The sequence below is a fragment of the Bacillus sp. AFS031507 genome (genome assembly GCF_002584635.1).
GTDB lineage: Bacteria > Bacillota > Bacilli > Bacillales > Cytobacillaceae > Neobacillus.
This window is the reverse complement of record NZ_NUOW01000007.1, coordinates 243,144-260,188: the sequence shown is the minus strand read 5'-3', so window position 1 is coordinate 260,188 and position 17,045 is coordinate 243,144. Positions and strand designations below refer to the sequence as shown.

The following is a 17,045-nucleotide window of genomic DNA, read 5'->3' as shown; positions in this document are numbered from 1 at the left end:
ATCTTTCATTATCAAATTAAAAATTTGATAATACAACCTTTTTAAACAGACTCAAGAATAAAATTGTATACTTCATAATTAGCATCGAGGTTCCTCGAATACATCCAAAATGTTTAAAATAAAAACTTATATTACTTTTTAAATCATAATTAGATTTAATATTAAATAGTAGTTTTTTTATTTTATTAAAAGTAACCCTTTCATCATTAATACTAAAGCCCGTTTGTTCTTTATTATTCCAGCATATACATGATGGATCATAGATAATTTTAAAACCTTTCCTTCTTACTCTATACATAAAATCAGCATCGCCAAAATATTGTGGGAAATTCTTATTATCAAAATACCCTACTTTTTTGATAATGGAGAGTGGAATAGCTACTCCCATACCACCACACCAATCAACTTTGCTTAATTCATTGAATTCAGCTTTATCCCTATTGTAATATCCATTTATATATAATCCAGATTTACTAACACTTGCATATCCTCCAGCAAAAAGGATTGTATTATCTCTACCATCAATATAGACTTTCGAACAAATAATACTATTTGGATATTTATTCACTGATTCAACTAAATTTTCTATCATATCTTCTTTAATGATATTATCATTATTTAAAAGAACTATTAAATCACTTTCATTTTGTTTGTCTAACACATACCTTAATCCCTCATTAATCCCACCTGACCACCAGAGATTACCATCACCGTTGATAAATGTAATATTATTAAAATTGTCATTAATTATATTTTGAGAGTTATCGGTAGACCCATCATCAATAATTACAACTTCAAAATTGGTGTAAGTAGATTTGTAAATAGACTTTAAGCACCTAATTGTTTCATTTACTCCGTTAAATATTGGGATAAGAATATAAACTTTATGTTTCTCTTTTTTTCTCATAAACAGCATTTCCCCACAAACTTTTTAAAATTTTTTTCTAATTAATAATATTAAATAGTTATTGAATGTTTCTAAGATATGAAAGTCAATCCTCTAAAATATAAAATTATAGTTTAATAATTTGTGGTTGTTTTTTTGTGTAATTCATTTTTATATTTTTAATTCCCTTAAAATTAAATAAAAATACAATAAAGAAAGGTTTAAAAATAAACCACTCTGTAGCATGAAATATTAAAAATATCGAAAAGATTAATATAACATTGAAGTTAAAAAACTTTCTTAAACCTTTAAACAATAATGTTAAATAGGTAATGCCAAATAAACCACCAAACATTACAAATAATAAACCTATACCTGAAGAATTTTGATAAATTCCGTGCCTTGCTTCTTCAAGTGAATATGTTAAAGAATTGTAACCAAAACCCCAAATTGGATTTTCAAAAAACATCTTAAACGATTCAATATTATCATTTTGTCTTGTAGAATAAGATCCCTCCTGGTGGAAAAACTTATTAATAACTACATCATGAAATGGAGTTAAGGAAATTACACCTACTAACAAAATAGTTAAGATTAATAATCTAACAAAAATTTTCTTGCTTATTCCTTTGTTATTTTTAAACATAGTATAAAAAAGAATTCCTAACCAAATAAAATAACCTGTAGTAGATTGAGTAGTAATAAGGGTTAAAGAAATAATTATGATACTTAATAAATCCTTTTTTGAAGAAACGTTTTGTTTTCTATTGTTTATGATTTTATCTGATAGCATTAAAAAAGCAATGTTTAAAAATGCCTGAAAAGCACCAGGCTCCCAAAAAATACCACTGTTTCTTTTATAACCTATTTCATTATTATCTATTCTAAAACCATCAAGAGTGTTATATTGGTCTATTCCGAGAGTATAGTATGGTGTAACTTTATGTTGACTAATTCCCGAAAATGATGCCTTTTCAAAAGGAAGCTGATTAATCCCAAAAACATTAATTAAAATAAAACAAAATAAACTAATGACTGAAATCAATAATATAATTTTTAAATAGTGATCATAAAACCTATTTTTTTCAACACTACTTTGGTAAAAACATACAGCTATTAATAAATACGCTATAGATAATATATCCTTGAAATTCACACCATTTAGATTGGTTGTCCAGTACTGAATAAATAATACAATTAATAAAATTAATAACTTGATAATATTACCTCTCTTTAATGAGAGTCCGTAAAAAATTATATATATACAAAATGAAATTCCTAAAAGATATAACATAAGACGATAACTAAAATATAAGGTACCTGAAAGTAAAATTATTTGTAGCATTAATAGAAATTCTAAAGTACTTTTTCCATTTATTTTCAAAGCGTAGGCTCACCTCCCTTTTGAAGTTTTTGACATGACAATCATTTTCTCTTCTTTTTTTATTATTTTATATACTTGAAGAGTTAAGATTATAGCCATTGGTAAAATTGAGATAATACTGCCTAACATAATTCCACTTAAGCTAAGCCCCATTTTAATAAAGATTATAGTTAAAGGTATATTAATAAAAGCTCCTAAAACATATAAGTACATTTGTAGATTAACAATAGCCGCACCATTCAGAAAAAACATATAAACATTGTTAAAAATTCTAATGGATATGAATACTGCGAAAAGTAAGGAAAATAAAATTTCTACTTTCACAACTTTACCCGTCCATAATAATAGAATATATTCCATTATTAAAGACAAGCCCAAACTTCCTAGTAATACTAATATGGATAATATATTAAATTTTTTAAACGTGTTTTTTATCCAAATAAAGTCTTTTTTTACATATGCATCAGCAAATAATGCCCAGAAGGGAGTCAAAACTATTGTAGATATTAATATAAAGATACTAAAAATTTTAGAAACAAGTGTATATATAGTTACCTGTTCTGGTCCTAAGAATTTCAATACAATTATATTATCAGTATTATAAATTACAACCATTGATATTTGTATTATGAAAAATTTAACGCCTAATCCTAAAATTTCTCTATACTTTGTTAATTTAATACTATTAAAGGATGGAATTAAATTTTTATTTTCAATAAAAAACCAAAATGTAAAAAGAATTTCAATAAATGATTGAACTAAACCATAATTTAGTGCAAGTGATACCAGTGTTAAGTTTTTTGTTTGTACTAATACTATTACTCCAATAAACGAAATTATTTGATTTATGATTACCTTTAATCCAACAACCTCAGATTTATGAGTACCATAATATAGTTGTTCATTTAAACGTGCTATAAAATTTATACATACAAATAAAATAGTTATCATTAAAGATAACTTTATTGTATGTTCATTTATTTTATCTAAATTAAGAAAAGAATTTATATTTATGAAACTTATTAATATATATGAAACTATAAAAATGCATGTTGATATAATAAAGCTTAAAATATAACTATTTAGAATAAAACTTTTTGCAATATCGATTTTATTAGTCGTAACTGATTCAGTTAATTTATTCTTTAATCCATTTCCAATACCAATATCAAGAAAATTTATCCATACAACTGTATTGAATATAGTTATCCATATACCATACATTTCATTCCCCATATTACTCAAAATATAAGGTAAAGTAAGGTATCCAATTGACATACCTACAACTTTATATAAAAAATTGAGACTTATTGACTTTTTTATTACTTTATTATAATTACTCATTATTTTCCTCTTCACTATTAATCCTATAAAATAAAAAGGTGCTAGAAAGTTATTGGCTAACTAGCACCATTAATATCTATTGCTTTAGGGATAATAAAATTGAATAAAATTATTTAAAAATTAATCAAACATTTTCTTAACTTTATCTTCGTTTTCAACTTTCCTCATATCAGCTTTAACCATAATTCGAACTAATTCTTCAAATGAAGTTTTAGTAGGATTCCACCCTAACAATGTTTTCGATTTTGTTGGATCCCCTAATAATTGTTCTACCTCCGCAGGTCGGAAAAATTTAGGGTCAACTTCAACAATAACTTCACCTGTTGATTTATTGATTCCTTTTTCTTCAACTCCTTGACCTGTCCATTCAATTTCTATACCCACATGTTTGAATGAGAGTTCAACAAATTCACGTACAGTATGCATTTCACCTGTAGCAATTACAAAGTCTTCAGGTTTATCGTGTTGTAGGATTAACCACATGCATTCAACATAATCTTTAGCGTAACCCCAGTCACGTAATGATTCTAAGTTTCCTAACATTAACTTCTTTTGTTTACCTTGTGCAACACGTGCAGCAGCAAGTGTTATTTTACGTGTTACAAATGTTTCCCCACGACGCTCTGATTCGTGGTTAAACAAAATACCATTCACAGCAAACATATTGTACGATTCACGATAGTTCTTTGTAATCCAGAAACCATAAATTTTTGCAACACCATATGGAGAACGCGGATAGAAAGGCGTTGTTTCCTTTTGTGGAACTTCTTGAACCTTTCCAAATAGCTCAGATGTAGAAGCTTGATAGACCCTAGTTTTTTCTGTTAATCCTAGGATTCGAACAGCTTCTAAAATGTTGAGTGTACCCTTTGCATCTACATCTAATGTATAACCAGGCATGTCAAATGAAACACGAACGTGTGATTGTGCAGCAAGGTTGTAAATTTCATCAGGTTTAATTTCACCAATAATACGAGTTACATTTAATGCATCTGTAACATCACCATAATGAAGGTGAAAGTTTGTATTATTTAGTAATGCATTTGCTTCTTCTTCTGTTAAAAGATCTTCTAAACGTTCTTGGTTATAAGAAGAACTACGACGAATCATTCCGTGTACTTCATATCCCTTTTCTAATAGAAATTCTGCTAAGTATGAACCATCTTGTCCTGTTACACCTGTAATTAATGCCTTTTTCATGTTGACCTCCGAATATGTTAGTTTACTTTTGTTAGTTGATTATCTAAGAACCATTGGTAAGCTTTCTTTAATCCTTCTTCTAATGAAGTAGTAGCTTTCCAGCCCAATGAATTTAGCTTGGTTACATCGACTAATTTCCTTGGTGTTCCGTCTGGTTTTGTTGTATCAAATTGAATCTCGCCTTTGAATCCAACTACTTCTTTAATTTTTTCTGCTAATTCTTTAATTGGGAGGTCTTCGCCTACACCAATGTTCACAATTTCATTACCAGAATAATTGTTCATCAGGTAGATGCTTGCATCAGCAAGATCATCGGAATATAAGAATTCTCGTTTCGGTGTTCCTGTTCCCCATACTTCTACAAATGATGCATTGTTTTCCTTAGCTTCATGAAACTTGCGAATCAAAGCTGGAAGTACGTGAGATGTGTGCAAGTCAAAGTTATCATTTTCACCATATAAATTGGTTGGCATGACCGAAATGTATTGTGTACCGTATTGGCGATTATAGGATTCACACATTTTAATTCCAGCAATTTTCGCAATCGCATATGGTTCATTTGTTGGTTCAAGCACACCAGTTAATAGATATTCTTCTTTTAATGGCTGTGGAGCCATCTTAGGATAAATACATGTACTGCCAAGGAATAAAAGTTTCGCTACATTGTTGCGATATGCTGCATCAATGATATTTGTTTGAATTAATAAGTTGTCACGAATAAAATCTGCTGGGTATTCGTTGTTGGCAACAATCCCACCAACTTTAGCTGCAGCAAGAAAAACAAAATCCGGCTTTTCTTCAGCAAAAAGGATATCGACTGCATTTTTGTCTCTTAGATCTAGTTCTTTACTAGTGCGATATACTAAATTAGTGTACCCTTTTTCTTCAAGTTTTCTTATAATTGCAGAACCTACAAGACCACGATGTCCAGCTACATAAATTTTAGATTCTTTATTCATCATCTTTTCCATACCCCTTTTCTAGAATGCATCTTTAGATCCAAATAATACTAGGACCGTTTTTAATATGATTTTTATATCAAATAGAAAGGAACGTTCTCGGATATATTGAAGATCCAATTCTACCATTTCTTCAAATCCAACGCTATTTCTCCCACTAACCTGCCAGAGTCCTGTACAGCCTGGTGTAACCAATAAACGTTGCTTGTCATACTCTGTGTAAACAGCAACTTCTCTAGGAAGTGGAGGCCTTGGACCAACCAAGGACATCTCACCTCTAAGTACATTAAAAAGTTGTGGAAGTTCATCAATACTAGTCTTTCTAATAAACTTTCCTACTTTAGTTATTCGAGGATCGTCCTTCATTTTAAACATGGCACCAGATATTTCATTTAGCTTTAACAGTTCCTGTAACTTTTCTTCGGCATTGAACACCATCGACCGGAATTTGTACATTTTAAACTCTTTTCCATTTAAGCCAACTCTTTTTTGCGAGAAAAGAATCGCTCCCTTTGGATCTTCCAATTTGATTAAAATGGCTATAATAATAAAAAGAAAACCTAAGAAAATAATTCCAAGTGAGGAACCGAAAATATCAATTAATCTTTTTGTTAATAAGTATGATTTTCCATCATTAACAAGCAGCTTCTGGTTTTTTAAATAAGATACTTCTTGATTCGCCAGATTTGACAACCTTGACCCCTTCCTTCTCTCTATAGCATTACTTTTTCTTTATCTATTGAAGAAACTAAATTTTTCAAGTAATCTAGCATGTCATCATGGAGGTCTTCATGCTGCAAGGCAAATTCAATCGTAGTCTTAACAAACCCAAACTTTTCACCGACGTCATATCGTTTACCTTCAAAATCATAAGCAAATACTCTTTGGATTTCATTTAAACGTTGAATGGCATCCGTTAATTGAATTTCCCCACCTGCACCTTTTTCCTGACGGTCAAGAAACATAAAGATTTCCGGAGTTAAGATGTAACGGCCCATAATCGCTAAATTAGAAGGAGCAGTTCCTTGTTTTGGTTTTTCAACGAAGTTACTTACTTGGTAACGACGTCCCTCTTGAGATGAAGGGTCGATAATCCCATAACGGTGTGTTTCACTATCAGCTACTTGTTGCACTCCAATTACTGAAGAGAATGTTTCTTCATATAGATTGATCAATTGGCGTAAGCACGGAGTTTCACTCTGAACAATGTCATCACCTAACAGAACGGCAAAAGGCTCATTGCCAATAAAGTTTCGAGCAGACCAGACTGCATGTCCTAGACCTTTTGGTTCTTTTTGACGGATATAATGGATATCTGCTAGATTCGTAGCGTACCGAACTCTTTCTAGTAGATCGTATTTTTCTTTCTCGATTAAATTCTGTTCAAGCTCAATGGCATTATCAAAATGGTCTTCTATCGAACGTTTTCCTTTACCAGTTACAATGATAATATCCTCAATACCTGCTGCTACAGCTTCTTCCACTATGTATTGAATAGTAGGCTTATCCACGATTGGGAGCATTTCTTTAGGCATTGCTTTTGTTGCAGGTAAAAATCTTGTCCCCAGCCCTGCAGCTGGTATAATTGCTTTTCTTACTCTTTTCACTTCAATTCCCCCTATTTTTTTATTTAGTCTATAAAGAACTTTCCTTCGCTAAAGCAAAGGGGCAAAAAAATAAATACCTAATGGAATTGCAAGTGCTTACACCACTTATTCTTTCATTAGATATTTATGGGTAATTTTTTTAAATCGGGCATCTAACCCGTCCTCACATCATGCTTTTGACGACATGCGTCTAAGGTCTTAGAAAAAACCCACAGCACAATCGAGTGCCCCCATCGATAACGGGCAGGGAGCCTCACCGTTCAGGCAGTTTAAGCCTGATAAAGTTGTAAATGGTAATCTTAAACTCTCATCGGTTTAGTCGGCTAAAAAATATTAAAAAACTTCTTCTTCTTAATTCGCTCGGGTGCTTCCTTATAAACATGACTGCCATCAATCACTAGCTCTGCATTTTCTTCAAACAAATAAACCAAATCATTCCCATACTTTGCTTGAACAATGTCGATGGCTTCTCTCATTTTAAACGTACGGTTGCTTGTGTTGTGAGCATCCGAGGCAATGAAATGTGTGAGATTTGCTTCAATTAATTGCAGAGAAAAATTCTTAATCTTTTTTCCAAAATCCCCGCAAATACTAGCTGCAGTAACCTGGGATAATGCTCCCTTTTTCACAAACTGATAAAGAAGTTCTGGACGTTCGATGATTTCCTGGTTCCGTTCCGGATGAACAATTACCGGTATTAGTCCCTTCATCTGCAGATCATAAAACAACTTCTCCGTGTATCTCGGCACATGGCTAGACGAAAACTCAACCAATACATATTGTGTGTTATTTATTGGAAGGATTTCGCCTGTTTCAAAGCCTTCAACCATTTCACCGTTTATCCGTGTTTCCTGACCTGGAAGTACGTTTAAATCAATCTTTTCTTCTAGTAAAACCTTATTTAACTCTCTAACTCTATCAATAATTGTCTGTTTAGGATTTTCATAACGGTTGTTCAAATGATGTGGTGTTGCAACAATCGTATGAATCCCCTGTTCGGCAGCCTTCTTGGCCATTTCAATACTTTCCGACAAATCCCTTGCCCCGTCATCAATTCCAGGTAAGATATGACAATGTACATCAATCATTGGTCCCACATTCTTTCCAATAAACTGTTATTCTCCGTCAACATTTTTAATAATAGCACTTGTGATAGGAGAAATTTGTCGAAATTTGTTACTTAGCACCATAATAATAGTAATAATCTCCACTTTTTGCCTCTTTATGATTTAAGACAACACCAAGCAATTTGCTTTGTGCATTGGCAAGTAATTCTTTTGCCTTTTTCGCAGGTTCGATTTCTGTTTTCTCACTATACACAACCAGAATCGAACCGTCACACTGATTCGCAAGGATTTGCGGATCGGCTACCGCTAATAATGGTGGGGTATCGAAGATAATATATTCGAATTCAGCTTTTGCATCCTCAATAAATTGTTCCATTGATTTTGAGCTTAATAACTCAGCAGGATTGGGTGGAATCGGTCCACTCGTTAGGATATATAAATCCTGCTCTCCTGTTTCAAGCACCGTTTTTTCAAGCGCCCTTTGCTTTGTTAATACAGTCGTAAAACCAAATAAGTTATTTACACCAAAAGTATGATGAACCGTTGGCTTACGAAGGTCGGCATCAACAAGTAAAACTTTTTTACCCAACTGCGCAAATGTAACCGCAAGATTGGCAGCAGTCGTTGACTTCCCTTCAGCAGGTCCTGAAGAAGTAACCATGATTGCTCTTATTTCTTGATCAATCGAGGAATACTGGATATTTGTGCGAATCGTCCGGTAATGCTCCGAAATCGGCGACTTCGGATCGATTGCCGTCACAAGCTTACGACTTGCATCTTTACTGGTAAGTTTTTTCTTTTTAAGAGCCAAGTGTCTCACCTCTTACTGTCGATTTTTTAGTTCCACGACGTGCTGCCGCTTCTTCCATCTTTTGATCATCAATCGTTGCAATCACGCCTAAGATTGGAAGTTCTAAGATTTTTTCAACATCTTGTTCATTTTTAATCGTGTTATTAAAGTACTCAAGTAAGAATGAAAGTCCGACACCTGCCATTAAACCAACAACGATCGCAATCGCGACATTTAATAATGGTCTTGGTTTGATTGGAGCAGGGTTTTCTGTCACATCTGCTTTCGCCAAGATGCTGACATTGTCGACATTCATGATATTAGCAATCTCTTTTTTAAACACTTCCGCCGTTTTGTTAGCTATTTGTGCGGCAACTTCTGCATCAGGGTCCTGGACTGACAAGTTAACAACTTGGGAATCCTTTTCACTGCCCACGGTAATCTTTTCTTTTAATTGTGCAGCTGTCATATTTAAATCAAGCTCTTTTGAAACCTTATCTAATATCACTGGACTTGTAATGATTACATTATAGGTGTTGATTAATTGAAGGTTTGTTTGAACTTCATTCGAGTTGTATACAGATTGGTCATTTTTCTTTTGGTTCACAAGAATTTGTGTAGAAGCTTGGTAAATCGGGGTTAATAAAAAGTAACTAACCACTCCACTAATGATGGCAGCAACTAAGGTTATCGACACGATTAATAGCAATCGTTTTTTTAATGTTTCAAGCAGTTCTTTTAAACTAATTGTCTCTTCCATTTCGGCCTCCTAAAAATTACGATACAAAACGTTGTTAATTATATCATAAATTGTCATCTTTTTGGTTTTTTTGTCTAAATAAATTCTACTCTATCTATTAAACACCCTTTTTACATAAATTTGAAGAGGAAGTCGTTATTTGGAATTTATTACACTTTAGAAAACCAACCACTATTAATTGAATGTACCTTTATAAAAATTGTAAATATAAATCGAAATTGGTCAAATTTTCAATTCCCGTCTGCTATAATTGTTATGCAATCTATTTTTGGGGGAATATATCGATATGCTGAAATTTTTAACGGCATTATTAGCCGTCGGATTCCTTATTACGCTCTATTTAGGTCAATCCCATTGGAACCAAGAACGGCTAGCATCCGCAAAAAGTAAACCGGTTCATCAGGCGTCCACATCCAAGATAGAGGATCAGAGCACTGAGGAACAGGAATTAATCAAGCTTACAAGGAATTGGCCTGCCAGTGCTGTTGATCAATTTAAGCAATCCTTAAAAAAGGACAAGCCATTTACCATTCTTTTTGCTGGTTCTCCTGCGATTGGTTCTGAAACGGATGGTTCTTTTCCACTTATTAAAGAGAAGTTAATGAAAACATATGGCGAGCAACATGTCAAAGTAGAACTCAAAACCTTTAACTTAACTTCAACCCAATTTCTTTATCAGAAGAAACAAGAGGAAATTGCGGCAGTGAATGCGGATTTAATTATATTTGAGCCGTTTATTCTTATGAATAATGGGGAAGTACTCATCAAAGATACCTTACAAAATACTGCTAAAATTATTGATGGCATCCAAGCAAACAAACCGGAAACAGCTTTTATCCTGCAGCCATCCTTCCCGCTTTATCAAGCTGAAATTTACCCACGTCAGGTAGCCGAGCTAAAAAAGTATGCACAGGAAAACAAACTTACCTATCTCGACCACTGGACAGCCTGGCCTGATCCAACTACTGCCGAGTTGAAAGACTATCTACAACCAGACATGAGTGCCCCAAGTGAACAAGGGTACCAAGTGTGGAGTGAGTACATACTGAAGTTTTTAACTAATAGCAAGAGCGAATCAGAATAATGATTCGCTTTTTTATTTCAAGTGACCGCAACATCAAAGCTAATTAAAAACAGGACAACCCAATAAAAGTGGAATTCAGTTTATCAGTTGCAAACGTTGCCAATATTAATACGCTATATAATAGAAGAAACTAGGATTTTTATCCTTTCTTCAACTTGAAAAAGGCTGTCGAGTTTTGCTTCGACAGCCTTTTGTTTATCTATATGATTAGACAGCCATCAAGTTTTTCAGGTCTGCTGTTAAGTCTGCGATTAGTTTTTCTAGCGTGATACCATTTTCGTTTTTGCCCGTTTCGTATGCCCTTCTCACGATCTCTGAGAAATTTGCAACACTGGAGATATTCGTTTCTGCCGTACGATCCACCTTTCTTTTCCTCCTTTAGTTTATTCTAATTCCCAATTCTACTAGAATATCAGAAAAGTGTAAATACATTACCAACGAATATTGTAAACAATAGGTGAATTTTGTAAGTATTTGTTGATAGATGGGTAAATCTGATATTGAGATTACATTATGGTCTCGGCGAATGGTGGAAGATTAATAGTTTGATAATTCCGTAAATACGTAGTTTTTACGATAAAATCAGGAAAGTTTTACAATATTTACTCCGAAACACTAGCAAACTATGGTAAAATTAATAAAAATGTGCAGAAAAAGAGGTGATTTGCTAGATGAAGAAAACCATTGTTCGCGCCTTATCGACAGCTGCCCTGCTTTCGACCGTTTTTGCAGGAACTGCCCTGGCCGATACATACAAGGTCCAAAAAGGCGATAGCTTATCGAAAATCGCTCAAAAATACCATACGAGTGTCAAAGATATAAAATCAGCAAACGGATTGAAGTCGGATTTTATCTCCGTCAATCAAATGCTCAAGATTACGGTCGCTAGCAAAACGACTCAGGCTTCACAGCCAGCCACTTACACCGTTGTAAATGGTGATGCCTTGATTAAGATTGCCAACCGTTTTCATGTGACCGTTGGTGAACTAAAGCTGTGGAACAAACTTGATTCCACAATTATTCATGTCGGGCAAAGGCTCACGGTGGCAGCTCCTAAACAGACAGCGACCGCAGCAAAACCAGCTACGAAGCAGACGACAACAGTAGCAAAGCCGAAAACAGTTGCAACCAAGCCGCAGTCCACTACAGCAGCTACTAGTGTTTATACCGTCAAAAGCGGCGACTATCTTGGCAAGATTGCTGGGAGCCATAAAACAACGGTTAGCAATCTGAAGGCACTTAATAAACTAAAATCTGACATGATTTATGTAGGCCAAAAGATTAAGGTTCCAGCACAGAAAGTTCCAGCTGCTCCTGCAAAACCTGTGACACCTGTGAAACCTGCAACACCGAAGCCTCCAGTGACATCTACACCGCCGAAAACACCGGCTACTCCACCACCTGTTGTACAGACGGAAGTGAAGGATTATATCGTTAAAAGCGGGGATACGCTGGGGGGGATCGCCGGGGACTACCAGCTTACCGTCAAGGAATTAAAGGCGCTCAATAAACTAAGCTCTGATCGACTTTATGTCGGCCAAAAGCTGAAGGTTCCTGCGACTGCAACTGCGACTGGACCGAAGACGGAACCAACGGTTGATTCAGATTACGCGGCGAAGATGATCACGAGTGCCAAGAAACTAATTGGTGTTCCTTATGTCTGGGGTGGCAGTTCTCCGGCTGGCTTTGACTGCAGCGGGTTTGTTTATTATGCTGCCAAGCAAGCAGGGATGGATATTGGCCGTTATTCTGCTGCAGGCTTCTATGACCGTACTTATTATGTCAATACGCCAAAGCCGGGCGACATTGTCTTTTTTGAAAATACATATAAAAAAGGGATTTCCCATCTAGGAATTTACCTCGGCAACAACCAATTCATCCATGCCAATGATTCAGGTGTGATGATTTCCAATATGCAAAGCCCGTATTACCAAGCCCACTTTGCGAGTTTTAAGCGTTTCTACTAAAAAATAGTGGTAAGACTAGTCTAAAAATTATTATCGGAATGTTTTTATGTTAATTGCATACTTATAAAACGATAGTCAATTATTCTAGTTTTTATCATTATTTTTTAGGGGGGCACACGTTTAATGGAATGGTATTTAAAAGTTTTAAAGAATTATGTAGGCTTTTCAGGCAGAGCAAGACGGAAGGAATATTGGATGTTTGTTCTCTTCAATATGATTGCCATGATTATCCTAGCCGTTATAGATAACGTCTTAGGTATCTACCCATTATTATATGGTCTCTATTCATTAGCCGTCCTGTTACCATCTCTAGCTGTTACGATTCGCAGGCTGCACGATGCCGGCAAAAGCGGCGCATGGATTTTAATTAGCTTAGTTCCTTTAGTTGGTGCGATTGTCCTACTTATCTTTACCTGCTCGGATAGCCAAGCCGATGATAACCAATATGGGCCAAACCCTAAAGCCACGTTCTAGTTTTTTAACCGCCTTTTTATGAAGGGCGGTTTTTGTTTTGGGGGCATGAAATTTATTCCATAATATATATAAAAATAATGCCCAAAGTTTCAAAAAAAAAGTAAGTATAAATCCAAGAATAGTTCATACTTTTGCTGAATGGGTAAATAATATCCAAGAGGTGACAGCATGGAAAAGGATACACTAAAACTCACATCTTCCGAAATAGGGACTTTATGGGGAGAGTATGTCAATGGAACAGCCGTTGATACGATCAATAGATATATGGTGACTATTATTGAGGACGCGGCCATCAAAGCCATTTTTGAGGATGCAATCGAGACTTTCGCAAAGCAAAAGAATCAAATGGTTACCTTTTTAGAAAACGAGGGATTTCCAGTTCCGGTTGGATTTACTGAATCTGATCTCTTTAAAGGGAAACAGCGGTTGTTCACAGATATATTTTGCCTTAACTATTTACATATCATGACATTACATGGTTTGCTCGGACACTCCACTTCATTAGGTGTCTCTGTAAGAAAGGATTTACGGTATTTTTATGACGCTTGTGATAATGACGGGAAAAGAATGTATCATCAAACGATTGAGTTATTACTAGAGAAAGGAAGTTTTCAGCGAGACCCTTTATTTTATCCAGCTAAAAACCCTGAATATGTGTCCAGCAACGATTTCATGGATGGATTTTTCGGAAAGGGTCGGACGTTATCAGCGACAGAAATCATCAGTATTTCTTTTAATCTTAAAAAGAGTATTATGGCAAAAACGCTTTCCATCGCATTCAGTCAAGTTGCACAAGAAAAAGAAGTAAGGAAATTTTTAGAGGAGGCCGAAAAAGTTGCGGACCAACAAATAAAAACCTTTTCAAAAATTATGCAAACGGATAATTTACCCGTTCCGAAGTCATGGGAAACAGAAGTAACGGATTCAACCGACTCTCCTTTTTCCGATAAGTTAATGTTGTATCATATCGGTTTCTTGTTTCAAGCAGCCCAAAACTATCACGGAACAGGATTAGCATCTGCCATGCGAACAGACCTTGTCGCTGCATATGAGACAACGATTCTAAAAAATCTTATGGTAACGAAGAAATGGTTTAATATTATGGTCCAAAATAAATGGCTCGAACAACCACCTCTTGCACCTAATCGAAAAGAAATTGCACAAGAAAAATAGTAAGTTGTGCCTGTCACGCCCCGAAAAATCTTGATTCACAAGTTGTTCTACCAGCTAACCTAAAAAGACAACCGGTTGCTAAGCGTAATTGATAATTTTTGTAATTCACACATATAACCTGAAATTGTTTTATCCGCCTTTTACGAAAGGGCGGTTTTTGTTTTTGAGGAAATCGGGAGATTTCCTTAGCAGTATCCAGGATTGATACACGCGAACGATTCAATTGCGGTATCGAGGTTTTCCTAGTCTGGGATTCATCTCGAAGCCAAGGATCGGTCGCAGCCGTGCGTGAGGTATAGGGAACGAAGATCGAGTTCATTTTTTAAAAATTTCCTGTCCGTACTGACCGCCCTGACCGATGTGGACTCTCTGTCGATGATTCACACTGAGGCTTCGATTGGGATCGGTGTTCATGCCTATTCTCCATTAACCGGGGGATGTCGATAATGCAGGAAGTAAAAGGATCAAGACAGAATAAAATGGATAACCATTCCGAGACGATGGTTATCCATTCCACTTAACTATTTTTTACTTTCTCTTGCGGCTTGTTTCCTCGCTTTTTTACTTTGTGTCAGCTCGCCTCCAAATTCTGTATCTGCTTTATTACCTCCAGTATGCGGCTGATTTCGATTGTTATTACGGTTTGTCATCGTATTCCCTCCTCCGTCATCAATATGTAGATTTTCCTTGATGGTTCAAATAAGCCACCATTTGAAGTAACGTAAGTAGGATCATTTGCTTCCTAAAGCGTAAATTTTAGCGGCTAATTTTATAGTGCTTTTTTACCATTAGATTTATTCCATAAATAATAGGATTTTCAAAGAATAAATATAAAAGCAAATTCATATGCTTTTTTTAATATGAATATATTTGTTGAAAAACTACCTACATCTACTTCAATATCATAGATACTTCTCCATTCGAATATCCGTCCACATTTTACCTTGCCAATATGTAAATTTTTCGATCCGGCCAATTTCTTTGTAGCCTAGCTTCTGATAGAGTTTCTGTGCTTGTTTGTTAAATTCAAACACTCCTAATTCAATCCGCTTCAGCCCCTGCTTCTTAATCTGTTCCTCCATATATTGAATCGCTAGATAGCCAATCCCTTTGCCTCGTCCTTCGGATTCGCCAATCGTGATTCCGATCCAGGCAGTCCCAGGCTCCTTTTTGTAGATGTAGTTCGGATCGACCACATAGTTCATTTCACCGATTAACTCGTCATTGAGATAGATAAGATAGATATGATGTTCTTCTATGCGTTTTGTTAAGTCCTCCAAGGACATTTCTTCACGACGATCCATTTCCGATTGGTTTTGGTTGGGGCGAGTCAACGGAATTAATGCTGGGTCGTTTTCCCAACGGTTAAACACCTCAACGATGTTTGAGGTAGGTTCAGTTAATTTTATAAAATTAGTCTTCATTGTGCTCTCCTCTCTAATTTGCTCTGTGATTATTCATCATTTAAGATAGTGCTAGGATATGGTAGTTGATATAGCATCTTCCTTTTCAGGATACATGATATAGTTTGACTTAGTTATGATTTTTTCATCAATAACCATAAAATGAGGTGTATTTTAGTTGAAAGTGATTGAAACAGAACGATTGGTCCTTCGCTGGTTAACGCAAGATGATGCCGCGTTTATTCTCGAGCTTTTGAATGATCCTTCTTGGATACGGTTCATCGGTGATCGAGGGGTGCGGACGTTAGAGGATGCTAGGAACTACATTGTAACGGGACCGATGGAGATGTACTCCCGGCTGGGCTTTGGTCTTTATATGACGGAGCTAAAAGATGCGGTGAGGACCCCGATTGGGATTTGCGGATTGATTAAACGTGATTCTTTAGAGGATATCGATCTTGGTTTTGCCTTTTTATCAAGGTTTCAAACTAAAGGTTATGGTTTTGAGGCTGCTTCGGCCACGCTTGTCTATGGAAGGGAACAACTCGGTCTGAAGCGGATTGTGGCGATTACCTCTGAGGACAATGATGGGTCATCGAGACTGCTTGAAAAAGTCGGAATGAAGTTTGAAGGGATGATTGTGCTCGCTCATGATCCGGAGGAGCTTAAGTTGTTTGGGGTTGAATTTTAAATAGAGTTAGCTTCAGGGAATGCCAACCTGGTAACTGACACCCCAGACTTCTGGTTCCAGGTTACCCCCAAAAATACATTTGTGGGAATCAAACTCCTTGTTCCTCAAGCTATTCTACAAAGACAACCGGGTGCAACAGCACCGAAATGTGCTAAACTAATTTTGTCATTCACACATATAAGAGCTGTTATTTAACCGCCTTTTTACGAAAGGGCGGTTTTTGTTTTTGAGGAAAGCGTGAAATTTCCATAGCAGC

The 17,045-nt window shown here is 35.3% G+C and carries 18 protein-coding genes; 5 read left to right on the top strand and 13 right to left on the bottom strand.

Going from position 1 to position 17,045, the window contains the following annotated elements:
- Positions 1 to 16: 16 nt before the first annotated feature.
- From COE25_RS09900 to COE25_RS09855, 10 genes are all read right to left on the bottom strand, one after another.
- Entirely contained in the window at positions 17 to 907 is an 891-nt protein-coding gene (locus tag COE25_RS09900; RefSeq protein WP_180247472.1) for a glycosyltransferase family 2 protein, read from the bottom strand.
- A 106-nt stretch (positions 908 to 1,013) separates the two neighbouring features.
- Entirely contained in the window at positions 1,014 to 2,270 is a 1,257-nt protein-coding gene (locus COE25_RS09895) for an O-antigen ligase family protein (RefSeq protein ID WP_098932492.1), read from the bottom strand.
- Between the two features lie 9 nt (positions 2,271 to 2,279).
- Positions 2,280 to 3,614 (bottom strand): lipopolysaccharide biosynthesis protein, encoded by a 1,335-nt coding sequence (locus COE25_RS09890; protein ID WP_098932491.1) that lies wholly within the window; start codon positions 3,612 to 3,614, stop codon positions 2,280 to 2,282.
- A 120-nt stretch (positions 3,615 to 3,734) separates the two neighbouring features.
- A complete protein-coding gene (gene gmd, locus COE25_RS09885) occupies positions 3,735 to 4,814 on the bottom strand; it encodes a GDP-mannose 4,6-dehydratase (protein ID WP_098932490.1) in 1,080 nt (359 codons plus the stop codon).
- A 17-nt stretch (positions 4,815 to 4,831) separates the two neighbouring features.
- A complete protein-coding gene (gene fcl / locus COE25_RS09880) occupies positions 4,832 to 5,773 on the bottom strand; it encodes a GDP-L-fucose synthase (protein WP_098932531.1) in 942 nt (313 codons plus the stop codon).
- 21 nt (positions 5,774 to 5,794) lie between these two features.
- Entirely contained in the window at positions 5,795 to 6,457 is a 663-nt protein-coding gene (locus COE25_RS09875; RefSeq protein ID WP_098932530.1) for a sugar transferase, read from the bottom strand.
- A 29-nt stretch (positions 6,458 to 6,486) separates the two neighbouring features.
- Positions 6,487 to 7,380, bottom strand: a complete 894-nt coding sequence (gene galU, locus COE25_RS09870) for a UTP--glucose-1-phosphate uridylyltransferase GalU (RefSeq protein WP_098932489.1) — start codon at positions 7,378 to 7,380, stop codon at positions 6,487 to 6,489.
- A 323-nt stretch (positions 7,381 to 7,703) separates the two neighbouring features.
- Entirely contained in the window at positions 7,704 to 8,468 is a 765-nt protein-coding gene (locus COE25_RS09865) for a tyrosine-protein phosphatase (RefSeq protein ID WP_098932488.1), read from the bottom strand.
- Between the two features lie 88 nt (positions 8,469 to 8,556).
- Positions 8,557 to 9,258 carry a CpsD/CapB family tyrosine-protein kinase gene (locus tag COE25_RS09860; RefSeq protein WP_098932487.1) on the bottom strand — a complete coding sequence of 234 codons (702 nt, stop codon included), beginning with the start codon at positions 9,256 to 9,258 and terminating at the stop codon, positions 8,557 to 8,559.
- Complete coding sequence (locus COE25_RS09855; protein ID WP_098932486.1) at positions 9,248 to 9,997, bottom strand: YveK family protein; 750 nt, start codon at positions 9,995 to 9,997, stop codon at positions 9,248 to 9,250. Before COE25_RS09855 ends, COE25_RS09860 begins: the two co-directional genes overlap by 11 nt.
- Before the next feature lie 286 nt (positions 9,998 to 10,283).
- Between COE25_RS09855 and COE25_RS09850 the strand changes: the two genes are divergently transcribed.
- A complete protein-coding gene (locus COE25_RS09850) occupies positions 10,284 to 11,081 on the top strand; it encodes an SGNH/GDSL hydrolase family protein (protein ID WP_098932485.1) in 798 nt (265 codons plus the stop codon).
- Between the two features lie 207 nt (positions 11,082 to 11,288).
- Here COE25_RS09850 and COE25_RS30670 read toward each other — a convergent pair whose 3' ends face one another.
- Positions 11,289 to 11,444: a YwzD family small protein gene (locus COE25_RS30670; protein ID WP_180247471.1), complete on the bottom strand. Its 156-nt coding sequence runs from the start codon at positions 11,442 to 11,444 to the stop codon at positions 11,289 to 11,291.
- A 680-nt stretch (positions 11,445 to 12,124) separates the two neighbouring features.
- Between COE25_RS30670 and COE25_RS09845 the strand changes: the two genes are divergently transcribed.
- The 3 genes from COE25_RS09845 to COE25_RS09835 all read left to right on the top strand — a co-directional run bounded on the left by COE25_RS09845 (position 12,125) and on the right by COE25_RS09835 (position 14,695).
- A complete protein-coding gene (locus COE25_RS09845) occupies positions 12,125 to 13,048 on the top strand; it encodes a C40 family peptidase (protein ID WP_257208754.1) in 924 nt (307 codons plus the stop codon).
- A 123-nt stretch (positions 13,049 to 13,171) separates the two neighbouring features.
- Positions 13,172 to 13,522 carry a DUF805 domain-containing protein gene (locus COE25_RS09840; protein ID WP_088090077.1) on the top strand — a complete coding sequence of 117 codons (351 nt, stop codon included), beginning with the start codon at positions 13,172 to 13,174 and terminating at the stop codon, positions 13,520 to 13,522.
- A gap of 168 nt (positions 13,523 to 13,690) precedes the next feature.
- Positions 13,691 to 14,695 (top strand): DUF3231 family protein, encoded by a 1,005-nt coding sequence (locus COE25_RS09835; protein ID WP_098932483.1) that lies wholly within the window; start codon positions 13,691 to 13,693, stop codon positions 14,693 to 14,695.
- A gap of 521 nt (positions 14,696 to 15,216) precedes the next feature.
- Here COE25_RS09835 and COE25_RS31505 read toward each other — a convergent pair.
- Together COE25_RS31505 and COE25_RS09830 are read right to left on the bottom strand one after the other, a co-directional pair.
- Complete coding sequence (locus COE25_RS31505; protein WP_257208753.1) at positions 15,217 to 15,345, bottom strand: hypothetical protein; 129 nt, start codon at positions 15,343 to 15,345, stop codon at positions 15,217 to 15,219.
- Between the two features lie 252 nt (positions 15,346 to 15,597).
- Positions 15,598 to 16,119 (bottom strand): GNAT family N-acetyltransferase, encoded by a 522-nt coding sequence (locus COE25_RS09830; protein ID WP_098932482.1) that lies wholly within the window; start codon positions 16,117 to 16,119, stop codon positions 15,598 to 15,600.
- A gap of 157 nt (positions 16,120 to 16,276) precedes the next feature.
- Here COE25_RS09830 and COE25_RS09825 point away from each other — a divergent pair, with 157 nt between their 5' ends.
- Complete coding sequence (locus tag COE25_RS09825; protein WP_098932481.1) at positions 16,277 to 16,789, top strand: GNAT family N-acetyltransferase; 513 nt, start codon at positions 16,277 to 16,279, stop codon at positions 16,787 to 16,789.
- Positions 16,790 to 17,045 lie beyond the last annotated feature (256 nt).